We start from the raw sequence: 23,391 nt of genomic DNA, 5'->3' as shown, positions 1-23,391 counted from the left end.
TTCAGTGGGCCCAGTCGCCCCGCACATGGCCCAGATGCCCGGTCAGCACGGTCCGTACGCGCTCCGCGTCCCGGGCGAGGAGCGCGTCGAGGATCTCCAGGTGCTCCTCGGCGGTCGACTTCAGCAGGCCGCGCTCGGCCAGTGCGGTCAGCCCGTACAGCCGGGACCGTTTGCGCAGGTCGCCGACGACCTCGACCAGATGCTCGTTGCCGGCCAGGGCGAGCAGACCGAGGTGGAAGCGGCGGTCGGCCTCGACGTGGGCGATGAGATCGCCGCTGTCCGCCGCCGCCACGCTTTCCTCCGCGTGCGTGCGCAGCGCCTCAAGGGCGGCCGGGTCGGCGGTCGCGGCGAGGCCGACGGTGGTCGGGATCTCGATCAGTGACCGGATGTGGGTGTACTCGTCGAGCTGTCGCTCGGAGACCGTGGTGACCCGGAAACCCTTGTTGGGCACGGGATCGATCATGCCCTCCTTCACCAGGTCGAGCATGGCCTCGCGTACCGGGGTCGCCGAGACGCCGAAGCGGGCGGCGAGCGAGGGCGCCGAGTAGACCTCGCCGGGCCGCAGCTCACCGGCGACGAGCGCGGCCCGCAGCGCGTCGGCGACGCTCGCCCGGTAACTGGGCCGCGGCCCGCCGATGCTGGGCAGGGCGGGGCCGGTGCGCTGAGCGGCCATGGGATTCTCCTGGTGGATCTGGTGGATCTGGTAAGCCTCGTGGGGCTGGTGGGGCTCTGGTCGGGCGGCGTCAGAGTACGAAGCCGGCCGGGAACGGGTCGTCCGGGTCCAGCAGGTACTGGGCGGTGCCCGTGATCCAGGCGCGGCCGGTGATCGTCGGCACCACGGCGGGGCGTCCGGCGACCTCGGTGGCCTCGACGAGCCGCCCGGTGAACGACGTACCGATGAAGGACTCGTTCAGGAAGTCGTGGTGCAATGGGAGTTCACCGCGCGCGTGCAGCTGGGCCATCCGGGCGGAGGTGCCGGTGCCGCAGGGTGAGCGGTCGAACCAGCCGGGGTGGATGGCCATCGCGTGCCGGGAGCGGGTCGCGTTCGAGCCGGGGGCCGCCAGATAGACGTGGTGGACGCCGTTGATGGTCGGGTTCTCGGGGTGTACGGGTGGACTGTCGGCGTTGATCGCGTCCATCAGGGCGAGCCCAGCGGCGAGGATGTCGTCCCCCCGCTCGCGCTCGAAGGGCAGGGCGAACTCGTCGAGGGGCAGGATGGCGTAGAAGTTGCCGCCGAACGCGAGGTCGTACGTCACGGTGCGGCCGTCGGCGAGGGTCGCCTTGCGGTCCAACTCCACCGCGAACGAAGGCACGTTGCGGATCGTGACCGCCTTCGCCGCGCCGTTCTCCACCGCCACCTCGGCGACGACGAGTCCGGCCGGGGTGTCGAGGCGGATGGTGGTGACCGGCTCGACGACCGGGACCATGCCGGTCTCGACGAGCACGGTCGCCACCCCGATCGTGCCGTGGCCGCACATCGGCAGATAGCCGGAGACCTCGATGTAGACCACGCCGTAGTCGCAGTCGGGCCGGGTCGGCGGCTGGAGGATCGCCCCGCTCATGGCGGGGTGGCCGCGCGGCTCGTTCATGAGGAAGTTCCGTACGTCGTCCCGGTGTTCGCGGAACCACAGTCGGCGTTCGTTCATCGTGTCGCCGGGGATCGGGCCGATCCCGCCGGTGACGACCCGGGTCGGCATGCCCTCGGTGTGCGAGTCGACGGCGTGCAGGACGAGTTTGCTGCGCATGATCGCGATCCTCTCAGGTCAACTCGGGTCAGTTCAGGTCGACTCGGGTCGGCTCGGGTCGGGTCAGTTCGGCGGGCTGTCGGCTCAGGCGAGGCCGAGGGCGACGGCCTGCTCGGTGGCCTCGCGGACAGCCTTCTCCTGTTCCGGCAGCAGCGGCATGCGCGGCGGGCGGACGGGGCCGCCGTGCCTCCCGACGATGTCCATCGACAGCTTGATCGCCTGCACGAACTCGACCTTGGAGTCCCAGCGGTGGAGGGCGTGCAGCTGCTGGTAGAGCGGCAGGGCGGTGGCCAGGTCGCCCGCCACGGCGGCGCGGTACAGCTCGACCGTCGCCCGGGGCAGAGCGTTGGGGTAACCGGCGACCCAGCCCACCGCGCCGGCCGTGGCCAGCTCCAGCAGGACGTCGTCGGCGCCGATCAACACATCGAGTTCCGGGGCGAGTTCCTGGATCTGGTAGATGCGCCGGGTGTCCCCGGAGAACTCCTTCACCGCCTTGATGAGCCCGGCCGCGTGCAGTTTGGCCAGCAGTTCGGGGGTGAGGTCGATCTTCGTGTCGATCGGGTTGTTGTACGCCACGATGTCGATACCGGCCTCGGCGACGGCGGCGTAGTGGGCGAGCACCGAACGCTCGTCGCCACGGTAGGAGTTGGGCGGCAGCAGCATGACGGCGGCGCAGCCGGCGTCCTTGGCCTGCGCGGCCCAGCGCGCGGACTCCGCCGAGCCGTAGGCGGCCACGCCGGGCATGACCCGGTCCCCGCCGATCGCGTCGACCGCGGTCTCGACGACCTTCACCCGCTCCTCGGTGGTGAGTACCTGGTACTCACCGAGCGAGCCGTTGGGTACGACGCCGTCGCAGCCGTTCTCGACGAGCCAGCGGCAATGGTCCGCGTACGCCGCGTAGTTGACGCTCAGGTCGTCGTTCAGGGGCAGCGCGGTGGCGACAAGAACACCGCGCCAGACGGGAGTGGTGGTACTCATAGGGACCTCACCTTTCGACATGCAGAGGGAGAGCGCCCCGACAGGGGCGCGGGGCTGTATTCAATTTGCGGCTCCGCCGCGTGGGCGCGACGAGCCACAACGGCCCCGCAGGCAAAGCACGATCATCAACGCCCGGGTTCCTTCGCCAGCACACCCAACGGCACCGGCCGGGCGAACGGCCGCTTGGCCGGACCCACCGGGCACCCGGCGACCCCGGCGACGCCAGGCGCACAGACCCGCCCCTGGCACCAGCCCATCCCGGCCCGGGTGAGGAGCTTGACGGTTCGCACATCCGACGCCCCCAACTCCTCGACGGCTTCCCGGACTTCGGCCGCCGTCACCTCCTCGCAGCGGCACACGACGGTGTCGTCGGCGACCTGTTCCGCCCAGTGCGCGGGCGGGGCGTACGCCGTGTCGAGGGCGGCGAAGAACTTCCGCAGCCGGGTACGGGTCCGGGCGGCCCTCGCCCAGTCGGCGGGGCGAGGCGGGGCTCCCTTCATGCGGGCGGCGATCGAGTGCCCGGCGATCTCGCCCTCGGCCAGGGCAAGCGCCGCTCCCCCGATGCCGGTGGCCTCGCCCGCCGCCCAGACGCCGTCGACGTCGGTGCGCTGTTCGGCGTCGGTGACGACGAACGGGTCCCCGGTGGCGTCGATCGCGCACCCCAGGGTCTCGGCGAGGTCGGTGTGCGCGAGCATGCCGTGCCCGACGGCGAGGGTGTCGCAGGCGATCCGGCGCGCGCTGGCCGGCCGTACCCGGCCGTGTCGGTCCAGGGCGGCGACGGTGACGGCCTCGACGCGGTCGGTGCCGTGCGCCGCGACGACGGTGTGACGTACCGTCACTGACACTTTGTGGCGCAGGAGTTGGGCCGCGTACCGCGCGGCCTCCGCGATCTTCGCCGGGTTGGCGGCGAGCGTCGCGGTGTGCCGTACGAAGTCGGCGGGGTGCGTGGACTCGACGTATGCGGCGACTTCGGCGCCCGCCGCGGCGAGGCCGGCCGCGACCGGCATCAGCAGCGGCCCGGTGCCGGCGACGACCGCTGTACGGCCCGGCAGGACGAGGCCGCCCTTGAGCATCGCCTGTGCGCCGCCCGCGGTGACCACGCCGGGGAGAGTCCAGCCGTGGAAGGGCAGCACTTTCTCGTAGCCGCCGGTGGCGAGGAGGACGGCGTCGGCGGTGACGGTCTGCGAGTCGGTCTGCCCGGGCCCGAGGAGAGCGTGCACCCCGAAACCGCCGTTGTCCCCGAACTCCGGCTCGACACACCACACATGACGTTCCGTCAGATGACTGATCCGGCCCGCCGCGACCTGTGCCGCCAGCCGGTCGCGCAGCTTCTTCCAGGTACCCCAGGCGTGGTGCAGGGCCTGCGGTCGGCGCGCCTTCAGCGCCGCCGCCGGCTGCCGGTAGAACTGGCCGCCCGCCTGCGCGCCCGCGTCGAGGAGCACGACCCGCATGCCCAGCTCGGCCGCCGTCAGCGCGGCGGCGAGACCTGCGGGACCGGCGCCGACGACAGCCAGCGAGGCGTCAGGGCGCGCCGTGGCCGAGGTCGTCATGACCGGTTCCCTCCTGGGTGCGGATGGCGTCGCCGGGCGCTGCCGGGACGAGGCAAGCCCGTTGGTTGGGGCGGTCGTTGACGGTGACGAGGCAGTCGAAGCAGACGCCGATGCCGCAGAAGATCCCGCGCGGCGCACCGCTGCCCCGGGTGGCGCGCCAGGAGGTGATGCCCTGCGTCCAGAGCACGGCGGCGACGGTCTGGCCGGGCAGCGCGGCGACCTCATGTCCGTCGACGGTGACCGCGTACGCCGGTCCGGGCTGTGCCTGGGCCAGCTCGAGCGGAGTTCTCTTCATCGCTGCCCTGTCTCCTTCTTCTCCTCGAGCTTCTTCTCCTCGAAGCGGTCCGGGCGGAAGGGCGCGAGGTCCAGATCGGGCGTCCGGCCCGTCAACGACTGCGCGATCAGATGCCCCGTACCGACCGCGAGCCCGATCCCCGCCCCCTCGTGACCGCACGCATGGTGGAGCCCCGGCGCGCGGGGATCGGCCCCGATGGCCGGCAGATGGTCCGGCAGATAGGGGCGGAAGCCCAGGTAGGCGCGCATCGCGTGGACCGTGCCGAGGAGCGGGAAGAGGGCGGTGGCCTGGGCGGCCAGTCGGCGTACGACGGGGAGGGAGAAGGTCCGGTCGAAGCCGACCCGTTCGCGGCTGGCGCCGATCAGTACCGGGCCCGCGGCCGTACTCTCGACGACCGCCGAGGACTGGAGCCCGGCGTCACCGCTGGCCACGTCGGCGACGTAGTCGGCGGCGTACACCTTGTGCCGGACGGTGCCGGGCGGCAGCGGTTCGGTGACCAGGACGAAGCCGCGGCGTGGCAGCACGGGCAGGTGCACCCCGGCCAGCGCGGCGACCTCGCCGCCCCAGGTGCCGGCCGCGTTGACGACGGTCGGCGCGTGGATGTCGCCGTGCCCCGCTGTCCGGACGCCGCGCACCGAGCCGTCCGGCGCGCGCAGGATGTCCGTGACGGTCGTGCCGGTGCGCAGCTCGGCTCCGGCGCGTCTGGCGGCCCGGACGACGTGGGCGGCGGCGAGGGAGGGCATCACCTGGCAGTCCTGCGGATAACGGACGCCGCCCGCGAGGTCGGGGGCCAAGTGCGGTTCCAGGTCGTGCAGTTGAGCGGCGTCGACAATCTCGGCCGCGACGCCCGCCGTCCGCTGTCCGGCGGCGAAGCCGGTCAGCGCGGCCATGCCCGCGGCGTCGGAGGCGACGACGATCCCGCCCTTGGCCTCGAACTCGACGGCGCCGCCGATACCGCGTTCGGCGGCGAGGTCGTGCCAGAGGCGGGCGGAGAGCAGGGCGAGGTCCAGCTCGGGGCCCGGTTCCTTGTCGGAGACGAGCAGGTTGCCCTCACCGGCCCCGGTGGTGCCGCCGGCCACCGGACCGCGGTCGACGACGAGGGTCGCGAGGCCCGCCCGGGCGAGGTACAGGGCACAGGCGGCGCCCACCATTCCGGCGCCGACGACCACGACGTCGCAGGTCAGTCGCTTACTCACGTCAGTACAATGTCACATGTTCCTGTCGGGGCCAAGGGCGCGGCCAAGGGCGCCTGCTGTCTGGGGGGGCGATTCGCCGAACCGACGAACGCCGCCGACGACGACCTGTTGGTGCGTACCGGCATGCGCGCGGACCCGCTCCGCCACTGCGGTTGCGGGTGCCACCGCGTCATGTGTGACTGGTGAGGACCCCACCTCTCTTCAAGGAGAGATCGTCATGGCTGACAGTCCCTCTCACCGCTCCCGTGCCCGCGCCGTCTGGTCCGACTTCTGCGCCGTGACCCCCAGTCCGGATCTGCGGGAGCGGCTCCGGGAAGAGCAGCAACGTATCCGCGGCGCCTCGCCGCTCGGCAGCCACTTCGTCGTGGGCGGCGCTCCGCGCCCGCTGGGCTTCGATGACGGCACGATCGTTCCGCCCGGTGAGTTCCCTGTCGGCACTCCGCGAGCCACGATCGCCGCCGCGGCCGCCGAACGCAGGCCACTCACCGGCGCCGTACGCGTAGTTGTCGTCCTCGCCGACTTCAGCGACAAGCAGATGACGCGTGACAAGCAGCATTTCGAGGACTTGTTCTTCTCGCTCGGCGCACTGCCGAAGGGCAGCGTCCGCGAGTACTACCGCGAGGTGACCCACGGTCTGGTCGACATCGTCGGCGAGGTCGTCGGACCCGTACGGCTGCCACGGGAACTCTCCTGGTACGCGAACGGCAACTTCGGCATCGGCAAGCCCTCCGGGCAGCCCCGGGCGAACCTCATGGCACGGGACACCGCCATGGCCGCGGACCCGCAGATCAACTACGCCCCGTACGACAACGACGGCAACGGATTCGTCGACGCGTTCATCGTCCTGCACGCGGGCCCGGGCGGCGAGGAAACCGGTGACCCCGGCGACATCTGGTCGCACAAGTGGACCCTGCCGAACGCCCAGAACGCGGACGGCGCGCGCATCTTCGCCTACCTCACCATCCCCGAGGACGCCAAAATCGGCGTCTGCGCCCACGAGTTGGGGCATCTGCTCTTCGGCTTCCCCGATCTGTACGACATCGACGGAACCTCGGAAGGCATCGGCAACTGGTGCCTGATGGCCGCTGGTTCATGGGGAGAGAAGGGGGATCGGCCCGCGCACCCGTCCGCCTGGTGCAAGGTCGACCAGGGGTGGGCGACGGTGGCCAATGTCTCCGGCTCGACGACCCTGTCGATTCCCGACGTGAAGAACAGTCACCAGGTGCACCGGCTGTGGTCCGGCGGGCTGCCGGGCAGCGAGTACTTCCTGGTCGAGAACCGCCAGCGCTCCGGCTACGACGCGTCGCTACCCGGTGAAGGGCTGCTGATCTGGCACGTCGACGAACACCAGCCGGACAACTCCGACGAGACCCATTACATGGTGGGACTGGTGCAGGCGGACAACGACCAGGACCTTGAGTGGGCGAAAAATCGCGGCGACGCGGGTGACCCCTATCCCGGAAGGACCGGGAACACCGCGTTCGGTCCTACGAGCGCCCCCAGTTCCCACTCCTACTCGGGCGCCCCGACCGGGGTGTCTGTCACCGGCATCTCGGCCTCCGGACCCACGATGACGGCAACGGTCGCGGTCACCGTACCGGGACCGGTCCATATGCCCGTCGGTGTCACGGCGGCGCGCGCCGAGGCGGACAGCGCGGCGGGGCTGACAGAGATGATCCACGCCGTCCAGGCGCGGCTGGAAGCTCTGGAGCAAGCCATCGCGAGGGAAACGCGGAGGCCCGCCGAGCCCGCCTTCGAAGGCGGACCGCGCCACGAGCGTGGTGACGGCACACCACGGGCTGCGGACTCCGCCCCGGGAACCGGCCGCGCCAACCGTAGGTAGAACGCCCCGCGGCCATGGTGCAGGCGACCGAGAACCTCACCGCACTGACCGTCCGTCTGGTGACGACGGGTCCGCATCCCCGGCTGAGGGGCTGGGACCGGTTGGGCACCGAGGTCCTCGACGCCCAACCGGTCGCCGGCTATGCCGACCTGCTGTCACGGCACGTCGGACACCGGCTCGACCTGGCCGTGCCGAGCAGCCTCGCAGCGGGGGTCGTTCCGGGCGTCGTCATACGCCTGCGGGCCCGGCTCGCCGGGGGCGAGGCCCTGGCCGAGAAACGTCCTCCACCGGGCACGTTCGCGGTGGAACCGGCGCCCTGATGTTCCTCCCGCGCCAACTGCCCAGTGACATATACCCCCCAAGAAAACCGACCGAAAGGTACTGCCTCATGCGATGCCACAGCCATGTCGGCCCGAAGTGCCAGTTCATCCCCCCGCACATCCTCAATCACATCGCGAAAGCCACGGGAATGGACACCAGGGAGCCGCACCCGGCCACCCTGTCGGCGACTGCCAGCACGCAGTTCCGGGACGAAAGGGCCCGAGCCGCAATCAACCTCGCGGCGTTGACGACGCCCCGTCCGGGGAAGTCCGACCGCGTGGTCTACGACTCCAAGAACCAGTGGGAACTGCCCCTGGCGGAGCAAGTTCGCGGGGAGAGCGACCCGGCAGTCGGCAGTCCCCAGAACGCGAACACGGCATACGACCACGTCGGTGAGGTGCGCTCGTTCTACGCCGACACCTTCGATCGTGACAGCATCGACAACCGAGGCATGAGCATCAACGTCTACGTCAATTACGGCGTCGACTTCGACAATGCTTTCTGGGACAACGAGAACATCGTCCTGGGCAACGGCGACGGCATGATCTTCACGGATTTCTGCAAGTCGCCCGACGTGATGGGGCACGAACTGACGCACGGCGTCGTGCAGTACACCGCCAACCTCGACTACCAGGGCCAGTCCGGAGCCCTCAACGAGCACTTCGCCGACGTGTTCGGAAGCCTGATCGAGCAGCGGATGCGCAAGGAGGACGCGGGGACCGCCAACTGGCTCATCGGTGACGAGGTCATGGCGGAAGACCTGTTCGGCGAGGCCCTCCGGTCGATGGCTCACCCCGGCACCGCCTACGACAACCCCACCATGGGGAAGGACCCGCAGCCCGCACACATGAGCAAGTACTTCGCGGGCCCCGAGGACAACCAAGGCGTCCACATCAACAGCGGTATCCCGAACCGGGCGTTCTATCTGGTGGCGACCGAGCTCGGTACCGCTCACGCCGGCCAGATCTGGTACGCGGGACTGCAGAACCTCTGGGCGACCGCCAAGTTCGAGGACGCGGCCTCGGTGCTCAGCGCACAGGCGCGAATTCTCGCCCGCGAGAACAAGGTCGCAAGGCAGGCCGCGCAAACGGTGCGATCGGCATTCCGGGAGGTCGGAATCATCTAGTCCCCGATTGTGTATGAGGGCCCGCCGGCTTGCCGGCGGGCCCTCATACACAATCGGGACATCGCATCTCGCCGCATGTGGTTCAATAGGCAAATATCTATACCTATGACTCTGCATGTACGAGGAATTGATCTTGAGTACTGTCTCATCGCCGGATTCACTGACCGTGACCGGTGCTCTCGACAATAACCACATAGAGATCCACGCCGCGTGCTGGTCGTGCGACAGCCCGGTGCGGAAACTCGTGCCGCGCAGGAGCCGGTCCCATCAGCATTTCCACTGGAACTGCGACACCTGTGAAGTCGCGTGGGAAGGACCTGGCTCCCACGGCTGGTAGGCCGATGTCCGGCGCGGCCAGGGCCTTGTCTTGAGGACAGGGCCCTGGTGTTCGTGTCTCAGGCTTCGGTGAGGACGACTTCGTGGATCCGCTCCGAGTGGACGGTCGGCAGCGGGATGAAGCCGGAGCGGCGGAACTCCACCAGGCTGGTCTTCACCCGCACCGGGCCGGGCTTGTAGGCGCCCGGCTCGGTGGCCTTGGTGTTCGACCACTGGTGCCAGGAGCCGTCACAGCTCGCGCGGATGCTGTCCATGCCGTACCAGACGTTCTCGGCGCGCTCGATCGAGGCGGCGACGCGGACGGAGTCGCCGGTGTTGAGGCACCGGTAGCTGCCGGCGAGCGTGAGCTCACCGTCGGGCGTGATGCTGCCGGATTCGACCGTCACCTGGTCGAAGCCCTCGTCGGCGGCCTGGGCGGCTGTCACGGCCGGGGCCAGGGCCAGCAGCACGGCACCGGCGGCGACGGCCACGGCGCGGGAGAGGGACGAGCGAGACGTACGGGACATGCGGGGCAATGCCATGGGAGAACCTCCTAGGGGGACTCCACAGGTACTGGCCCCACGCGCTCGCGCGCGTGATCATCACCCCTTCGGCGGCGAGTCGCGCGCGCCGACTGCCACACTTTTCGGACTCCGGACTCCGGATCTTGTCCGAATGTCAGGGTGATGTCACAGCACGTCCGCCGTGCTGTCACGCTTCCTCGACACCACTTGGCGCCGGGCCCCGGCAGGAGCATCGTCGGAAGTGGCAAGGAAGCGCCACCCGAGCACCAGCATCCGATCCGGAGGCACACCATGTGTTCACACCAGCCCCCGTGCCCCTCGGCCGACCGTCCCGACCGCGATGCCGCGCACATCGTCGCCTTCCACCCCGAACAGGGCTGGAACCTCCTGTGCAACGGCGCGATCGTCTTCGACGACACCGGCGAGCTGCTGCCCGACGGCAGCGTGGTCTCCCCGCACCGTCTGACGACCGCGGCCTGAACGACCTCCGGGTCGCTACGGCAGCACCGCGAAGCCGTCGAGTTCCACCAGGGCCTCCTCGTCCCAGAGCCGCACGATCCCGACGACCGCCATCGCCGGATAGTCGCGTCCCGCCAACCTCCGCCAGATACGGCCGAGTCGAGAGGCCTGGGCGCGGTACTCGGCGACGTCCGTGGCGTACACGGTGACCCGGGCCAGGTCGGCGGGCGTACCGCCGGCCGCGTGCAGTGCGGCGAGCAGATTCGCGAGGGCCCGCTCGAACTGCTCGGGCAGCGTGTCCCCCACGACCTTCCCGCCGCCGTCGAGCGCGGTCTGCCCCGCGAGGAACACCAGCCGGGAGCCGGTGGCGACGACGGCGTGCGAGAACCCGGCGGGCGGCGACAGCTCCGGCGGGTTGATGCGCCCGGCGGTCACAACACACCCCCCGCCGGGCGCGGCTCCTTGTACAACTCCTTGGCGATGACCGCCCGTTGGACTTCGCTCGCCCCCTCGTAGATACGCGGCGCCCGCACCTCCCGGTAGAGGTGCTCGAGGAGGTGGCCGCGTCGCAGCGCCCGCGCGCCGTGCAGTTGGACGGCCGCGTCGACGACGTGCTGCGCGGTCTCGGTGGCCAGCAGCTTCGCCATCGCGGCGCGCCCCGGGACACCGTGGGCCCCTTCGTCGTACGCCGACGCCGCCGCGTACACCATCAGCCGGGCCGCCTCCGTGCGCACCGCCATCTCGGCGACCTGGTGGGCGACGGCCTGGAGGTCCCTCAGCTTGCCGCCGAACGCGTCCCGCGCGCGGGTGTGGGCGATGGTGGCGTCCAGCGCCGCCTGGGCCATGCCGACCGCGAAGGCGCCGACGCTCGGCCGGAACAGGTTCAACGTGCCCATGGCGACCCGGAATCCGTGGCCGGGTTCGCCGATGACGTCGTCCGCGGTGACCGGTACGGCGTCGAACGAGAGGGCGCCGATGGGGTGCGGGGAGAGCATGTCGAGGGCGGTGCCGGTGAGGCCGGGCCGGTCGGCGGGGACCAGGAAGGCCGTGACTCCACGGGCCCCGGCCCCCGCCGCCGTACGGGCGAAGACGGTGTAGAAGTCGGCCTCGGGGGCGTTGGAGATCCAGCACTTCTCACCGGTGAGGCGCCAGCCGGAGGGGCCGTGCGGGGTGGCCGCGAGGGTGAGAGCCGCCGCGTCGGAGCCCGCGCCCGGCTCGCTCAGCGCGAACGCGGCCACCGCGCCGCCCTCGCTCACCCGGGGCAGCCAGCGTGCCCGCTGGGCCGGGGTGCCGTGGGCGTGGACGGGGTGGGCGCCGAGGCCCTGGAGGGCGAGGGCGGTCTCCGCCTCGGTGCAGGCGTGGGCGAGGGACTCCCGCATCAGGCACAGTTCGAGCGCGCCGGAGGTGAACAGCCGCGAGAGCAGGCCGAGTTGGCCGAGTTCGGCGACGAGGGGACGGTTGACGCGGCCCGGTTCGCCCTTCTCGGCGAGGGGGCGCAGCCGGTCGGCGGCCAGCGCGCGCAGCTCGGCGCACCAGGCGATCTGTGCCGGTTCGAGTGAGAATGCGGGCATCGCCGGTCCTCCCTCCGAGGCCGGCGGTCGCGGCCCCTCCCCGACGATATCGCGCACCGTTGACTGTCGTCACCAAGGCGATACGATCCTGGGGCGAGCCCACCACGACGCCCACCATGGCAAGGGGGCGAACCTCCATGGACCCCGCGCAGCCCGTGCAGCCCACGCGTCCGAGGCAGCCCCGGTCCGGCAGGGATCCCGAGGACCGCGCCACCCCCGCCCGGCGGATCGCCTCGGCCCACGTCGACACCTTCGCGCGCGACCGCCTCCCGCCCCCGGACCAGTGGCCCGACCTCCGCCTCGACCTGCCCGAGCTGCGCTACCCCGACCGGCTGAACTGCGCGGCCGAGCTGCTGGACGGCGCCGGCGGCGGTCCCGGGCGCCCGGCGTTCCGTACCGCCGCCGGCGAGGTGTGGACGTACGGCGAGCTGCGCACCCGCGTCGACCGGGTCGCGCACGTCCTGACCCGGGACCTCGGGGTCGTGCCCGGCAACCGGGTCCTCCTGCGCGGACCCACCACACCGTGGCTCGCGGCCTGCTGGCTGGCGGTGCTGAAGGCGGGCGCGGTCGCGGTCACCGTGCTGGCCCAGCAGCGTCCGCACGAGCTGCGCACGATGTGCGAGATCGCCCAGGTGCGCCACGCCCTGTGCGACGTCCGGGCCCTCGACGACCTCGCCGGGGCGGAGATACCGGGGCTGCGGATCACGCCGTACGGCGGTGACGGCCTCGACGACCTGTTGAACCGTCCGGTACCCGGCACGCCGTACGCCGCCGTCGACACGGCGGCCGACGACGTGGCGCTGATCGCGTTCACGTCCGGCACCACCGGCCGCCCGAAAGGGTGCATGCACTTCCACCGGGACGTGCTCGCCGTCGCGGACACCTTCTCGCGGCATGTGCTGAAGCCGCGCGCGGACGACGTGTTCGCGGGAAGTCCGCCGCTCGGCTTCACCTTCGGGCTCGGTGGTCTGGTGGTCTTCCCGATGCGGGCCGGGGCGAGCGCGCTGCTCCTCGAACAGGCGGGCCCCCGGCAGCTGTTGCCGGCCATCGCCGAGCACCGGGTGTCGGTGCTGTTCACGGCGCCGACGGCGTACCGCGCGATGCTCGACGAGCTGGACGGGTACGACACCGGCTCGCTGCGCCGCTGCGTGTCGGCGGGCGAGAACCTGCCCGCGGCCACCTGGCGGGCCTGGTACGAGCGCACCGGCCTGCGGCTGATCAACGGCATCGGCGCGACCGAGCTGCTGCACATCTTCCTCTCGGCGGCCGACCAGGACATCAGACCCGGCACGACGGGGATTCCGGTGCCGGGATGGCACGCGCGCGTGCAGGACGAGAGCGGCGAGCCGGTGCCGGACGGCACGCCCGGACTGCTCGCGGTGCGCGGTCCGGTCGGCTGCCGGTACCTCGCCGATCCGCGCCAGCGCGCGTATGTGCGCGGCGGCTGGAACATCACCGGGGACACCTACGTCCGGGATCGCGACGGGTATTTCCACTACGTGGCGCGGGCCGACGACATGATCATCTCGTCCGGGTACAACATCGCGGGCCCGGAGGTCGAGGAAGCGCTGCTGCGCCATCCGGACGTCGTGGAGACGGCCGTGGTGGGGCGGGCGGACGAGGCGCGAGGACAGGTCGTGGTGGCGTACACCGTACTCAGGGAGGGCGCACGGCGGGACGCGGAGGCGCTGCGCGCGTTCGTCCGGGGGGAGCTGACCCCGTACAAGTGTCCACGCGAGATCGTCTTCCTGGACTCGCTTCCCCGGACGGCGACGGGAAAACTCCAGCGTTTCCGCTTGCGCAGCTGAAGTGATCTTGACCGAAAATCAATCACCTCGGGTATGTGACCAGCGGAAATGGCGTACAGCAGTGACCTTGGCGGCTTAAAATGATCAACGTGTCCGAACAGCACGCTCCTCGGTCCCTCATCGTCACGCTCTACGGCGCCTACGGTCGTTTCATGCCCGGCCCGGTCCCCGTGGCCGAGCTGATCCGGCTCCTCGCCGCGGTCGGCGTCGACGGGCCCTCCGTACGGTCGTCCGTGTCCCGCCTGAAGCGGCGCGGTCTGCTGTTGCCGGCGCGTACGGCACAGGGCGCGGCCGGGTACGAACTCTCCCCGGGCGCCCGCCAGTTGCTCGACGACGGCGACCGGCGCGTGTACGCCGCCGCGCCCACCCCGGACGACGAGGGCTGGGTGCTCGCCGTGTTCTCCGTCCCCGAGTCGGAGCGCCAGAAGCGCCACGTCCTGCGTTCCCGGCTGGCCGGGCTCGGCTTCGGCACGGCGGCGCCGGGCGTGTGGGTGGCCCCGGCGCGCCTCCACGAGGAGACCCGGCACACCCTGGAGCGGCTGCGCCTCGACCCGTACGTCGACTTCTTCCGGGGCGAGCACCTGGGGTTCGCCGCGACGGCCGAGGCGGTCTCCCGCTGGTGGGACCTGGCCTCGATCGCCAAGGAGCACGAGGCGTTCCTCGACCGCCACGCGCACGTGCTGCGTGCCTGGGAGTCGCGCGAGGACACCCCGCCCGAAGAGGCGTACCGCGACTACCTGTTGGCCCTGGACTCCTGGCGCCACCTGCCGTACACCGACCCCGGTCTGCCCGCCCACCTGCTCCCGGCGAACTGGCCGGGCGTCCGCTCGGCGGCCGTCTTCCAGAGGCTGCACGCCCGGCTCCGGGACGCGGGGGCCGCCTTCGCGGGGCTGTGACACGAGCGGTGCCGGGTGCGGGTTTTCGTCGGCACCGAGGTCAACTCCCCAGGGTGAGCCGGGGTTTGGGGGCGTCCATACGTCCGGTGCGCGGGCGTCGGCTGCCCGCGCGGTACGGCGTCGGCCAGACGGCGCCCGGACCCTCGTAGCCCTGCTCGGCTGCCGCGTGCAGGGTCCAGTTCGGGTCGTAGAGATGGGGGCGGGCCAGCGCGCACAGGTCTGTACGGCCCGCCAGGACAAGGGAGTTGACGTCGTCCCAGGAGGAGATCGCGCCGACCGCGATCACCGGGGCGCCGGTCTCGTGGCGGATCAGGTCCGCGAACGGGGTCTGGTACGAACGGCCGTACTCCGGACGCTCGTCGGGCACCACCTGCCCGGTCGACACATCGATCGCGTCGGCGCCGTGGTCCACGAAGGCCCGCGCGATCGCGACGGCGTCCTCAGCCGTCGTACCGCCCTCGGCCCAGTCCGTGGCCGAGAGCCGGACCGTCATGGGACGGTCCTCGGGCCACACCCCCCGTACGGAGTCGAAGACTTCGAGGGGGAAACGGAGCCGGGCGGCGAGCGGACCGCCGTACGCGTCCGTGCGGTGGTTGGTGAGCGGGGAGAGGAAGCCTGAGAGCAAGTACCCGTGGGCGCAGTGGAGTTCGAGAAGGTCGAAGTCCGCGCGAGCGGCTCTGCGCGCGGCTGCCATGAACTCCGCGCGGATCGTGCTGAGTTGAGTGCGCGTCAGTTCGCGCGGGGTCTGACTGCGGGGCCCGTACGGGATCGGGGACGCGGCGACCAGTGGCCAGTTGCCCTCCGCCAGCGGTTCGTCGATGCCCTCCCACATCAGCTTCGTCGAGCCCTTGCGGCCCGCGTGGCCGAGCTGGACGCCGAGTGCGGTGCCGGGAGCCTGGGCGTGCGCGAAGGCGGTGACGCGCTGCCAGGCCTCGGCCTGCCGGTCCGTGTAGAGGCCGGCGCAGCCCGGGGTGATGCGTCCCTCGGCGCTCACGCACACCATCTCGGACATCACCAGGCCGGCGCCCCCCAGTGCTCTCGCGCCCAGGTGGACGAGGTGGAAGTCGCCGGGGACACCGTCCGTGGCCGAGTACATGTCCATGGGGGACACGACGACGCGGTTGCGGAGGGTCAGTCCGCGCAGCCGGAAGGGCGTGAACATCGGCGGGGTGGCGGGCGGGCAACCGAACTCCCGCTCCACTGCGGCGGTGAAGTGCGGGTCGCGCAGCCGCAGGTTGTCGTGGGTGACGCGGCGGCTGCGGGTGAGGAGGTTGAAGGCGAACTGGCGGGGCGGCTGGTCCAGATATCGGGGGAGGTTCTCGAACCACTCCAGGCTGGCGCGGGCCGCCCGCTGGGTGGACGCGACGACGGGCCGCCGCTCCTCCTCGTACGCCGCCAGCGCCTCGGCAAGAGTCGGCCGCTCCTCCAGACAGGCGGCGAGCGCGAGGGCGTCCTCGACGGCGAGCTTCGTACCGGAGCCGATGGAGAAGTGGGCGGTGTGGGCGGCGTCCCCGAGGAGCACGACGTTGCCGTGCGACCAACGCTCGTTGACGACCGTACGGAAGGTGGTCCACGCCGACGTGCCGGCGCGCAGCGGCCGTCCACCGAGGGCGTCCGCGAAGATCTTGGCGCAGCGTTCGACGGATGCCTGGACGCGCGGTGCCGGGCTGTCCGCTGCGGATTCGTCCACTGCGGGTTCGTCCACTCCCGGTACCGCCGCTGCCGGTTCGTCCGCAGCCGGTTCGTCCGCAGCCGGTTCGTCCGGTTGGTCGAAGCCTGCCGCCCGCCACACCTCCTCGCGCATCTCGACGATCACGGTCGAGGCGTCGGCGGAGTACGGGTATCCGTGGAGCTGCATCACGCCGTACTCCGTCTCCGCGATCTCGAAGCGGAACGCGTCGAAGGCGAAGTCGGCGGCAAGCCAGAGGTAGCGGCAGCGGTGGGTGGTCACCCGGGGCCGGAACTTTTCGGCGTAGGCCCCGCGGGTGGTGCTGTTCACCCCGTCCGCCGCGATGACCAGGTCGTACGTCCGTGCCAGCCACGCCGGGTCCGGCGCCCGCGTGTGGAAGCGCAGTTCGACGCCGAGCGAGCGGCAACGGGCGTGCAGGATCTCCAGGAGCCGCCGCCGGCCGAGGGCGGCGAAGCCGTGCCCTCCGGACGTGTGGCGGGTGTCGCGGTGGACGATGTCTATGTCGTCCCAGCGGGTGAAGTGCTGTCGCAGGGCGTCGTAGACCACGGGGTCGGCGTGTTCGATGCCGCCGAGGGTCTCGTCGGAGAGGACGACTCCGAAGCCGAAGGTGTCGTCGGGGGCGTTGCGTTCCCAGAGGGTGATGTCGCGGGTGGGGTCGAGGCGTTTGAGGAGGGCGGCGGCGTAGAGGCCGCCGGGGCCGCCGCCGACGATCGCGACGCGGTGGGGGGCCGAGCGCGCCACGGTCACCGCCCCCTCCACTCGGGAGGGCGTTTCTGCGTGAACGCCGCGTGGAACTCCTTGTAGTCCTCGCCGGTCATGAGGAGGGCCTGGGTGGCGGCGTCCAGTTCCACGGCTGCGGCCAGCGGCATGTCCAGTTCGGCGGTGAGCAGCGCCTTCGTCTGCGCGTATGCCAGTGCCGGGCCCTCGGCGAGGCGGTGTGCCAGTGCCTGGGCGGCCTCGTCGGCGCGTCCCTCGTCGGTCAGCTCGCTGATCAGGCCGATGCGCTCGGCCTCGAGCGCACGCACCGGCTCGCCGAGCATCAGCAGGCGGGTCGCGTGGCCGAGTCCGACCACCCGGGGCAGCAGATAGGCGGCGCCCATGTCGCCGCCGGAGAGGCCGACCCGGGTGAAGAGGAACGCGAAGCGCGCGGACGGATCGGCGACGCGGAAGTCGGCGGCCAGCGCGAGAACCGCGCCGGCGCCCGCCGCCACCCCGTGCACCGCCGCGATCACCGGGAACGGGCACTCCCGTACGGCCCGCACGACCTGCCCGGTCATCCGGTTGAAGTCGAGCAGCTGGGCGGTGTCCATGGAGAGGGTGGCGCCGATGATCTCGTCGACGTCACCGCCGGAGCAGAAGCCGCGCCCCTCGCCGGCCAGCACCAACGCCCGTACCGATCTCTCCCGCGACAGCTCGGCGAGCAGATCGCGCAGGTCGGCGTAGGCGCCGAAGGTGAGGGCGTTGAGTTTCTCGGGGCGGGCGAGGGTGACGGTGGCCACGCCGGTGGGGGTGACGTCGAGGCGGAGGTGCTGCCAGGCGGAGGTGCGGGGGGTCGAGCCGGTGAAGGGACTCACGCACGGCCTCCTCGTCGAGCGGGGGACGGCTTCGCCTGAATTTATCACCGGTCCGTGACTGTCGTCACGAGGGCGCAATAAGAGTGAGGGGGGCAGGAAGGCTGTTCCGGTGATCCGGCCCCGTCACGGGGTGTTAATAAAGCGGTAACAGTGGGAGTGGGCGAGGGAGACGGGCCGTTGGTCTGGGTAGGCCGGACAGTGAGCGGGTCCGAAGGTTCCGCTCGGCGCCGGACGAACATCTGCCCGACCTCGCCGTACCATTCACATTGTTGAAAGCAGGACTGCCTGCTCCATGAACGGAACCGCCTTGCAAGAGCCCTCCGCCCCCGCCTCCTGGCGTATCGCCCTGCCGCACACCGCCGCGGCGGTGCCTGTCGCCCGCGCGCTGGTCCGCACGGCTCTGACCGAGCTCGAACACGCGGCGGCGGACTGCGACACGGCGGAACTGCTCACCGCGGAACTGGTGGCGAACGCCGTGGAGCACACGGCCGGCACCACACCGATAGAGCTGGTGGTGGAGCTGCTGCCGACCAGCTGCCAGGTCGAGGTGCACGACCCCGACCCGGCACCGCCGGGGAATCTGACCCGGCCGACGCCGGAGATGCCGGACCCCTGGCAGGAGCACGGCCGGGGGCTGCTGCTGATCCGAACACTGAGCTCGTCGTGCGGCCACCGGCCCACGGAATCGGGCAAGGCGGTGTGGTTCAGGGTGCCGGTGGTGCCGGCACAGTGGCGTCGCCGGGGGCAGTGAGCCCCACGCCGGACGGGCGCCCCGGCCCGTGAGGCATTTGACGAACGTTTGAAGAACGAGCCCGCCTCAACCCAGCGTGGCGACCAGCACCGCCTTGATCGTATGCAGTCGGTTCTCCGCCTCGTCGAACACCACCGAGTGCTCCGACTCGAACACCTCGTCCGTGACTTCCAGCGACTCCAGCCCGTACGTCTCGTGTATCTCGCGCCCGACCTTGGTGCCCAGGTCATGAAACGCCGGCAGACAGTGCAGGAACTTCACCTGCGCGTTCCCGGTCGCCCGCAGCACATCCATCGTCACGGCGTACGCCGCCAACGCCGCGATCCGCTCCGCCCACACCGACTTCGGCTCCCCCATGGAGACCCACACGTCGGTGGCGACGAAGTCGACGCCCCGCACCCCCTCGGCCACCTCTTCAGTCAGCGTCACCCGCGCACCGCTCGCCTCCGCCAGCTTCCGCGCGTCGGCGACGATGTCCTCGGCCGGCCAGTAGGCCCGGGGGGCGACGATCCGTACGTCCATACCCAGCAGGGCACCGGTGATCAGATACGAGTTGCCCATGTTGAAGCGCGCGTCGCCGAGGTAGGCGAAGGCGATCTCCTTCAACGGCTTGTCGCTGTGCTCGGTCATCGTGAGCACGTCGGCCAGCATCTGGGTGGGGTGCCAGTCGTCGGTCAGACCGTTGAACACCGGCACACCCGCGTACGCGGCCAGTTCCTCCACCGCGGCCTGGCTGTCACCCCGGAACTCGATCGCGTCGTACATCCGCCCGAGCACCCGCGCGGTGTCCTTCACGGACTCCTTGTGCCCCATCTGCGAGCCGGACGGGTCCAGGTACGTGGTCGACGCGCCCTGGTCCGCCGCCGCGACCTCGAACGCGCAGCGCGTACGCGTCGAGGTCTTCTCGAAGATCAGCGCGATGTTCTTCCCCACCAGATAGCGCGTCTCGGCCCCGGCCTTCTTCGCGGCCTTCAGCTCGGCGGCGAGGTCGAGCAGCCCTCGGAACTCCTCCTCGGTGAAGTCGAGCTCCTTGAGGAAGTGGCGCCCGGCGAGGGCGGTCGGGACAGTCGCCATGGGGACGCTCCAGGTGATCCGGCAGGACTTACATGACATCGCAAGAATGGACAGATGGAAGTCTATACGACTCCCTACATTTCTATGCGGACGCCTCCACCACTACACCACCGCGTCCCGCTGCACCGGGCAGCTCATACAGCGCGGCCCGCCCCTCCCCCGCCCCAGCTCACTGCCCGGGATCTCTATCACCTCGAGCCCCTGCTTGCGCAGATGCGTGTTCGTGGTCGCGTTGCGCTCGTACGCGACGACCACCCCCGGCTCGACGGCGAGGACGTTGCAGCCGTCGTCCCACTGCTCGCGTTCCGCCGCGTGCACGTCCTGGGTCGCGGTCAGGACGCGGATCTCGCTCAGCCCGAGCGCGGCGGCGATCGCCCGGTGCATGTGCTCCGGCGGATGGTCGGTGACCTTCAACTCCTTGTCGCCGACGCCCGGTTCGATGGTGTACGAACGGAGCATGCCGAGTCCGGCGTACTGCGTGAAGGTGTCGCCGTCGACCATCGTCATCACCGTGTCGAGGTGCATGAACGCCCGCCGTTTGGGCATGTCGAGCGCCACGATCGTCTTGGCCGAACCGGCGGCGAAGAGCTTGTGCGCGAGCATCTCGACCGCCTGGGGCGTGGTGCGCTCGCTCATGCCGATGAGTACGGCGCCGTTGCCGATGACGAGCACATCGCCGCCCTCGATGGTGGAGGGGTAGTCCGCCTGCCCTTCCGACCAGAGGCGGAAGGTTTCGTCACGGAAGAGCGGGTGATGCCGGTAGATCGCCTCGAAGTGCACGGTCTCCCGCTGGCGCGCGGGCAAGCGCATCGCGTTGATGGAGACGCCGTCGTAGATCCAGGCGGATGTGTCACGGGTGAAGAGATGGTTGGGGAGCGGACCGAGGAGGAAGTCGTCCAGGTCCATGACGTGGAAACGGACCGAGGTCGGCTCCGCGTGCCCGGCGAGGAACTCGCGCTTGGTGATGCCGCCGATGAGCAGCTCGGCCAACTCGGCGGAGGCCAGGTTCTCGAAGGCGGCCCGGAGATGGTCGGTGGCGAGCGGCCCGTACTCCTTCTCGTCGAAGACGCGGTCCAGTACGAGGGTGCGGGCCGCCGGGATCGCGAGGGCCTCGGTGAGCAGGTCGCCGAAGAGGTGGACTGCGACACCCCGGTCACGCAGGACATCGGCGAAGCCGTCGTGCTCGGCGCGCGCACGGCGCACCCACAGGACGTCGTCGAAGAGGAGGGCGTCCTTGTTGCTGGGGGTGAGCCTCTTGAGCTCTAGATCCGGCCTGTGCAGGATGACGCGGCGCAGCCGCCCGGCCTCGGAGTCGACATGGAATCCCATGCCTCCATCCTGACCACTTCGCACCCTGTTCACCCGCCGCTCGGCGGTATACATGCGACAGCCCTGCCACCTCCTCCCTCCCAGGCCACCCCTCCATTTCGTCCTCTTGACGATAAGCGGGGGACCGAATATCGTCCACATGACGACAAGGGGTGCGGGAGCGCCTGCGAGCAGGTGACACTCCCGCGCCCGACAAGGGAATGGAAGACAGGCACATGGCCGACATCACCCGGCGCCTCGGCTGGCGCCATCTGCGCGGCACACCCACGGCCCACATCCGCCACCACCGCTCCGGCCGACTGGCGCACGACGGTCCCGGGCTCAGCTTCTGGTTCCGCGCCCTGGCCGCCTCGCTCTCCGAAATCCCGGTCGACGACCGCGAGTTGGCGATGACCTTCCACGCCCGTACGTCCGACTTCCAGGACGTGTCGGTCCAGGGAGCCGTCACCTACCGCATCAGCGACCCCGCCCTTGCCTCCGCCCGCCTCGACTTCTCCGTCGACCCGGACACCGGCGTATGGCGAGGCGCGCCCCTGGAGCAGCTGGCGACCCTGCTGACGGAGACGGCCCAGCAGCACGCCCTGGACGTCCTGGCCCGTACGACACTGTCGTCCGCGCTGGTCGACGGGGTGGCGTCGGTACGGGAACGGGTCGCGGCGGGGCTGGCCGCCGAGCCGCGTCTGCCGGCCACAGGTATCGAGGTCGTGGCCGTACGGGTGGTGGCGCTGCGCCCGGAGCCCGAGGTGGAGCGGGCGTTGCGGACTCCCGCCCGCGAACAGATCCAGCAGGAGGCCGACCGGGCGACGTACGAGCGCCGCGCGGTGGCCGTCGAACGGGAGCGGACCATCGCCGAGAACGAACTGGCCAGCCAGATCGAACTCGCCCGGCGGGAGGAGCAGTTGGTCGACCAGCGGGGTACGAACGCCCGCCGGGAAGCCGAGGAGTACGCGGCGGCCGACGCGGTACGGGCGGACGCGGAGGCGGCGCGCGTCATACGGCTGGCGGAGGCGGAGGCCGCGAGCGTGCGCGGGGTGGGCGAGGCGCGCGCCCAGGCCCAGACGGCGTGGCTGCAGGCCCACGCCGACGCGGACGTGACGATGCTGCACGCCCTGACGGGCACCCGGCTCGCCGAGAACCTGCCCCGGATCGACAGCCTGACGGTGTCCCCGGACGTACTGACCGGTCTGCTCGCCAGGCTGGGCGGAGCACAGGAGTGAGCCTCGCTCCACGGGCCGTCCTGGTCCACCGCACCACGGAGTACGAGGAGTTGGTGGCCCGGCACGGCACGCACGGCCAGGCCGCCTTCTTTCTGCGCTCCCGGGGACGGGACATCGAGGAGATCGCCGAACGCCACCGCCGCGCCCGTCGGTCCATGGCGGAGGTGACGGCGGCGATCCCCCTGACATGGCGTCAGGCTCAGCTCGAGCGCGCCGACTTGGACCGTTTCCTGTTCGCGCCCGAGGACGTGGTCGTCGTGGTCGGGCAGGACGGGCTGGTGGCGAATGTCGCCAAGTACCTCACGGGGCAGCCAGTTGTGGGCGTAGACACCGATCCGGGGCGCAATCCCGGGGTGCTCGTGCGGCACCGGCCGGGGGCGGTGGCGGGCCTGCTGCCCGCGGTGCTCGCGCGGGACACCGGCGTCGACGAACTCACCATGGTCGAGGCGGTCGCCGACGACACCCAGCGGCTGGTCGCCCTCAACGAGATCTACCTGGGGGCGCCCAGCCACCAGACGGTCCGCTACCGCCTGGGCCTCGACGACGACAGGGGTGTCGTCGAGGCCCAGGCATCATCCGGAGTACTGGTGGGTACGGGAACCGGGGCGAGCGGCTGGCTGCGGTCGGTGTGGCAGGAGCGCGGCGCCGCCCTCCCCCTCCCCCGGCCCACCGACGACCGCCTGCTGTGGTTCGTACGCGAGGCGTGGCCTTCCCCGGTCACGGGAACGTCGCTGGTCGCGGGCGAACTGGCGGCGGGAACGGGCCTCCGACTCACGGTGGAGTCGGAACGCCTGGTGGCGTTCGGGGACGGGATGGAGGGGGATTCGGTGCAGTTGACGTGGGGGCAGACGGTGCGGGTGGGGGTGTGCGGGGAGCGGTTGCGGCTGGTGGGCTGACCTTGGCGCGTTTCCCACCCACCCGCCGGCCCGTCCGGCGTTTGAGGACGAGGCCCCTTCAGGGCCGAAAGGGGGGTCTGGGGGCGCAGCCCCCAGAAGGACGGGACGGGTAAGGGCGGCGGGGGCGAAACAAACCCCACCCCCCTACAGCCGCGGATCCACCGGCTCCGACTCCAGCGCCCGCACCCCGAACACCGCCTCATGCACACGCCACAACGGCTCCCCCTCCCCCA

23 protein-coding genes are annotated in these 23,391 nt (G+C 71.0%); 10 read left to right on the top strand and 13 right to left on the bottom strand.

Annotation, left to right across the window (positions count from 1 at the left end; genetic code table 11):
* Position 1 precedes the first annotated feature (1 nt).
* From ADL01_RS40360 to ADL01_RS40335, 6 genes are all read right to left on the bottom strand, one after another.
* Positions 2–673, bottom strand: coding sequence for a GntR family transcriptional regulator (locus ADL01_RS40360; protein ID WP_053747081.1), 672 nt, complete (start codon positions 671–673; stop codon positions 2–4).
* Positions 674–743: 70 nt separating this feature from the next.
* Positions 744–1,745 carry a proline racemase family protein gene (locus ADL01_RS40355; protein ID WP_053747080.1) on the bottom strand — a complete coding sequence of 334 codons (1,002 nt, stop codon included), beginning with the start codon at positions 1,743–1,745 and terminating at the stop codon, positions 744–746.
* A gap of 84 nt (positions 1,746–1,829) precedes the next feature.
* Positions 1,830–2,723 carry a dihydrodipicolinate synthase family protein gene (locus ADL01_RS40350; RefSeq protein WP_053747079.1) on the bottom strand — a complete coding sequence of 298 codons (894 nt, stop codon included), beginning with the start codon at positions 2,721–2,723 and terminating at the stop codon, positions 1,830–1,832.
* Between the two features lie 125 nt (positions 2,724–2,848).
* Complete coding sequence (locus tag ADL01_RS40345; RefSeq protein WP_053747078.1) at positions 2,849–4,273, bottom strand: FAD-dependent oxidoreductase; 1,425 nt, start codon at positions 4,271–4,273, stop codon at positions 2,849–2,851.
* Positions 4,245–4,568 carry a (2Fe-2S)-binding protein gene (locus tag ADL01_RS40340; RefSeq protein WP_053747077.1) on the bottom strand — a complete coding sequence of 108 codons (324 nt, stop codon included), beginning with the start codon at positions 4,566–4,568 and terminating at the stop codon, positions 4,245–4,247. The genes ADL01_RS40345 and ADL01_RS40340 overlap by 29 nt, the downstream gene beginning before the upstream one ends.
* A complete protein-coding gene (locus tag ADL01_RS40335; RefSeq protein ID WP_053747076.1) occupies positions 4,565–5,764 on the bottom strand; it encodes an NAD(P)/FAD-dependent oxidoreductase in 1,200 nt (399 codons plus the stop codon). Before ADL01_RS40335 ends, ADL01_RS40340 begins: the two co-directional genes overlap by 4 nt.
* A gap of 9 nt (positions 5,765–5,773) precedes the next feature.
* Between ADL01_RS40335 and ADL01_RS45150 the strand changes: the two genes are divergently transcribed.
* The 4 genes from ADL01_RS45150 to ADL01_RS40320 all read left to right on the top strand — a co-directional run bounded on the left by ADL01_RS45150 (position 5,774) and on the right by ADL01_RS40320 (position 9,054).
* Positions 5,774–5,950 carry a hypothetical protein gene (locus tag ADL01_RS45150; protein ID WP_159049765.1) on the top strand — a complete coding sequence of 59 codons (177 nt, stop codon included), beginning with the start codon at positions 5,774–5,776 and terminating at the stop codon, positions 5,948–5,950.
* 31 nt (positions 5,951–5,981) lie between these two features.
* Positions 5,982–7,607 (top strand): M6 family metalloprotease domain-containing protein, encoded by a 1,626-nt coding sequence (locus ADL01_RS40330; RefSeq protein WP_053747075.1) that lies wholly within the window; start codon positions 5,982–5,984, stop codon positions 7,605–7,607.
* Positions 7,608–7,621: 14 nt separating this feature from the next.
* Positions 7,622–7,927, top strand: coding sequence for a hypothetical protein (locus ADL01_RS40325; protein WP_053747074.1), 306 nt, complete (start codon positions 7,622–7,624; stop codon positions 7,925–7,927).
* Between the two features lie 245 nt (positions 7,928–8,172).
* A complete protein-coding gene (locus ADL01_RS40320) occupies positions 8,173–9,054 on the top strand; it encodes a M4 family metallopeptidase (protein ID WP_199835148.1) in 882 nt (293 codons plus the stop codon).
* A 395-nt stretch (positions 9,055–9,449) separates the two neighbouring features.
* Here the strand turns inward: ADL01_RS40320 and ADL01_RS40315 are convergent, their stop codons facing one another.
* A complete protein-coding gene (locus ADL01_RS40315; RefSeq protein ID WP_159049764.1) occupies positions 9,450–9,911 on the bottom strand; it encodes a DUF6299 family protein in 462 nt (153 codons plus the stop codon).
* Positions 9,912–10,184: 273 nt separating this feature from the next.
* On the opposite strand from ADL01_RS40315, the gene ADL01_RS40310 reads away from it, so the two are divergent.
* The gene (locus tag ADL01_RS40310) at positions 10,185–10,373 is read left to right on the top strand and encodes a DUF5999 family protein (RefSeq protein WP_053747071.1); all 189 of its coding nucleotides are present in this window, start codon (positions 10,185–10,187) and stop codon (positions 10,371–10,373) included.
* 15 nt (positions 10,374–10,388) lie between these two features.
* On the opposite strand, the gene ADL01_RS40305 is transcribed toward ADL01_RS40310, so the two are convergent.
* On the bottom strand, positions 10,389–10,787 hold the full coding sequence (locus ADL01_RS40305) for a RidA family protein (RefSeq protein WP_053747070.1): 399 nt from the start codon (positions 10,785–10,787) through the stop codon (positions 10,389–10,391).
* Positions 10,784–11,923, bottom strand: coding sequence for an acyl-CoA dehydrogenase family protein (locus ADL01_RS40300; RefSeq protein ID WP_053747069.1), 1,140 nt, complete (start codon positions 11,921–11,923; stop codon positions 10,784–10,786). The genes ADL01_RS40305 and ADL01_RS40300 overlap by 4 nt, the downstream gene beginning before the upstream one ends.
* A 137-nt stretch (positions 11,924–12,060) precedes the next feature.
* Between ADL01_RS40300 and ADL01_RS40295 the strand changes: the two genes are divergently transcribed.
* Positions 12,061–13,731: an AMP-binding protein gene (locus ADL01_RS40295; RefSeq protein WP_199835147.1), complete on the top strand. Its 1,671-nt coding sequence runs from the start codon at positions 12,061–12,063 to the stop codon at positions 13,729–13,731.
* Between the two features lie 80 nt (positions 13,732–13,811).
* Positions 13,812–14,627, top strand: coding sequence for a PaaX family transcriptional regulator C-terminal domain-containing protein (locus ADL01_RS40290; RefSeq protein ID WP_053747068.1), 816 nt, complete (start codon positions 13,812–13,814; stop codon positions 14,625–14,627).
* Positions 14,628–14,667: 40 nt separating this feature from the next.
* Here the strand turns inward: ADL01_RS40290 and ADL01_RS40285 are convergent, their stop codons facing one another.
* Entirely contained in the window at positions 14,668–17,064 is a 2,397-nt protein-coding gene (locus ADL01_RS40285; RefSeq protein WP_234354970.1) for a bifunctional salicylyl-CoA 5-hydroxylase/oxidoreductase, read from the bottom strand.
* Positions 17,061–17,891: an enoyl-CoA hydratase family protein gene (locus tag ADL01_RS40280; RefSeq protein ID WP_053747066.1), complete on the bottom strand. Its 831-nt coding sequence runs from the start codon at positions 17,889–17,891 to the stop codon at positions 17,061–17,063. The genes ADL01_RS40285 and ADL01_RS40280 overlap by 4 nt, the downstream gene beginning before the upstream one ends.
* A 292-nt stretch (positions 17,892–18,183) precedes the next feature.
* Between ADL01_RS40280 and ADL01_RS40275 the strand changes: the two genes are divergently transcribed.
* Positions 18,184–18,642 carry an ATP-binding protein gene (locus ADL01_RS40275; RefSeq protein WP_053747065.1) on the top strand — a complete coding sequence of 153 codons (459 nt, stop codon included), beginning with the start codon at positions 18,184–18,186 and terminating at the stop codon, positions 18,640–18,642.
* Between the two features lie 66 nt (positions 18,643–18,708).
* On the opposite strand, the gene argF is transcribed toward ADL01_RS40275, so the two are convergent.
* Complete coding sequence (argF, locus tag ADL01_RS40270) at positions 18,709–19,716, bottom strand: ornithine carbamoyltransferase (RefSeq protein ID WP_053747064.1); 1,008 nt, start codon at positions 19,714–19,716, stop codon at positions 18,709–18,711.
* A 102-nt stretch (positions 19,717–19,818) separates the two neighbouring features.
* Positions 19,819–21,045: an arginine deiminase gene (locus ADL01_RS40265; protein WP_053747063.1), complete on the bottom strand. Its 1,227-nt coding sequence runs from the start codon at positions 21,043–21,045 to the stop codon at positions 19,819–19,821.
* Between the two features lie 215 nt (positions 21,046–21,260).
* Here ADL01_RS40265 and ADL01_RS40260 point away from each other — a divergent pair, with 215 nt between their 5' ends.
* Both ADL01_RS40260 and ADL01_RS40255 read left to right on the top strand, forming a co-directional pair.
* The gene (locus tag ADL01_RS40260) at positions 21,261–22,262 is read left to right on the top strand and encodes an SPFH domain-containing protein (RefSeq protein ID WP_053747062.1); all 1,002 of its coding nucleotides are present in this window, start codon (positions 21,261–21,263) and stop codon (positions 22,260–22,262) included.
* A complete protein-coding gene (locus ADL01_RS40255) occupies positions 22,259–23,158 on the top strand; it encodes an NAD(+)/NADH kinase (protein ID WP_053747061.1) in 900 nt (299 codons plus the stop codon). Before ADL01_RS40260 ends, ADL01_RS40255 begins: the two co-directional genes overlap by 4 nt.
* Positions 23,159–23,391 lie beyond the last annotated feature (233 nt).

Origin of the sequence: Streptomyces sp. NRRL WC-3618 (assembly GCF_001280005.1) — a bacterium.
Classification (GTDB): domain Bacteria; phylum Actinomycetota; class Actinomycetes; order Streptomycetales; family Streptomycetaceae; genus Streptomyces.
The sequence above is the reverse complement of the archived record's forward strand: the minus strand, read 5'-3'. Positions and strand labels throughout refer to the sequence as shown.

Excerpts from the sequence above, each read along its gene's own strand:
- ADL01_RS40325 (WP_053747074.1), top strand. The coding sequence starts at position 7,622 with ATGGTGCAGGCGACCGAGAACCTCACCGCACTGACCGTCCGTCTGGTG.
- ADL01_RS40355 (WP_053747080.1), bottom strand. The coding sequence starts at position 1,745 with ATGCGCAGCAAACTCGTCCTGCACGCCGTCGACTCGCACACCGAGGGC.
- ADL01_RS40300 (WP_053747069.1), bottom strand. The coding sequence starts at position 11,923 with ATGCCCGCATTCTCACTCGAACCGGCACAGATCGCCTGGTGCGCCGAG.
- argF (WP_053747064.1), bottom strand. The coding sequence starts at position 19,716 with ATGGCGACTGTCCCGACCGCCCTCGCCGGGCGCCACTTCCTCAAGGAG.
- ADL01_RS40330 (WP_053747075.1), top strand. The coding sequence starts at position 5,982 with ATGGCTGACAGTCCCTCTCACCGCTCCCGTGCCCGCGCCGTCTGGTCC.
- ADL01_RS40310 (WP_053747071.1), top strand. The coding sequence starts at position 10,185 with ATGTGTTCACACCAGCCCCCGTGCCCCTCGGCCGACCGTCCCGACCGC.
- ADL01_RS40290 (WP_053747068.1), top strand. The coding sequence starts at position 13,812 with ATGATCAACGTGTCCGAACAGCACGCTCCTCGGTCCCTCATCGTCACG.
- ADL01_RS40360 (WP_053747081.1), bottom strand. The coding sequence starts at position 673 with ATGGCCGCTCAGCGCACCGGCCCCGCCCTGCCCAGCATCGGCGGGCCG.
- ADL01_RS40345 (WP_053747078.1), bottom strand. The coding sequence starts at position 4,273 with ATGACGACCTCGGCCACGGCGCGCCCTGACGCCTCGCTGGCTGTCGTC.
- ADL01_RS40295 (WP_199835147.1), top strand. The coding sequence starts at position 12,061 with ATGGACCCCGCGCAGCCCGTGCAGCCCACGCGTCCGAGGCAGCCCCGG.
- ADL01_RS40260 (WP_053747062.1), top strand. The coding sequence starts at position 21,261 with ATGGCCGACATCACCCGGCGCCTCGGCTGGCGCCATCTGCGCGGCACA.
- ADL01_RS40265 (WP_053747063.1), bottom strand. The coding sequence starts at position 21,045 with ATGGGATTCCATGTCGACTCCGAGGCCGGGCGGCTGCGCCGCGTCATC.
- ADL01_RS45150 (WP_159049765.1), top strand. The coding sequence starts at position 5,774 with ATGTCACATGTTCCTGTCGGGGCCAAGGGCGCGGCCAAGGGCGCCTGC.
- ADL01_RS40315 (WP_159049764.1), bottom strand. The coding sequence starts at position 9,911 with ATGGCATTGCCCCGCATGTCCCGTACGTCTCGCTCGTCCCTCTCCCGC.
- ADL01_RS40275 (WP_053747065.1), top strand. The coding sequence starts at position 18,184 with ATGAACGGAACCGCCTTGCAAGAGCCCTCCGCCCCCGCCTCCTGGCGT.
- ADL01_RS40350 (WP_053747079.1), bottom strand. The coding sequence starts at position 2,723 with ATGAGTACCACCACTCCCGTCTGGCGCGGTGTTCTTGTCGCCACCGCG.
- ADL01_RS40340 (WP_053747077.1), bottom strand. The coding sequence starts at position 4,568 with ATGAAGAGAACTCCGCTCGAGCTGGCCCAGGCACAGCCCGGACCGGCG.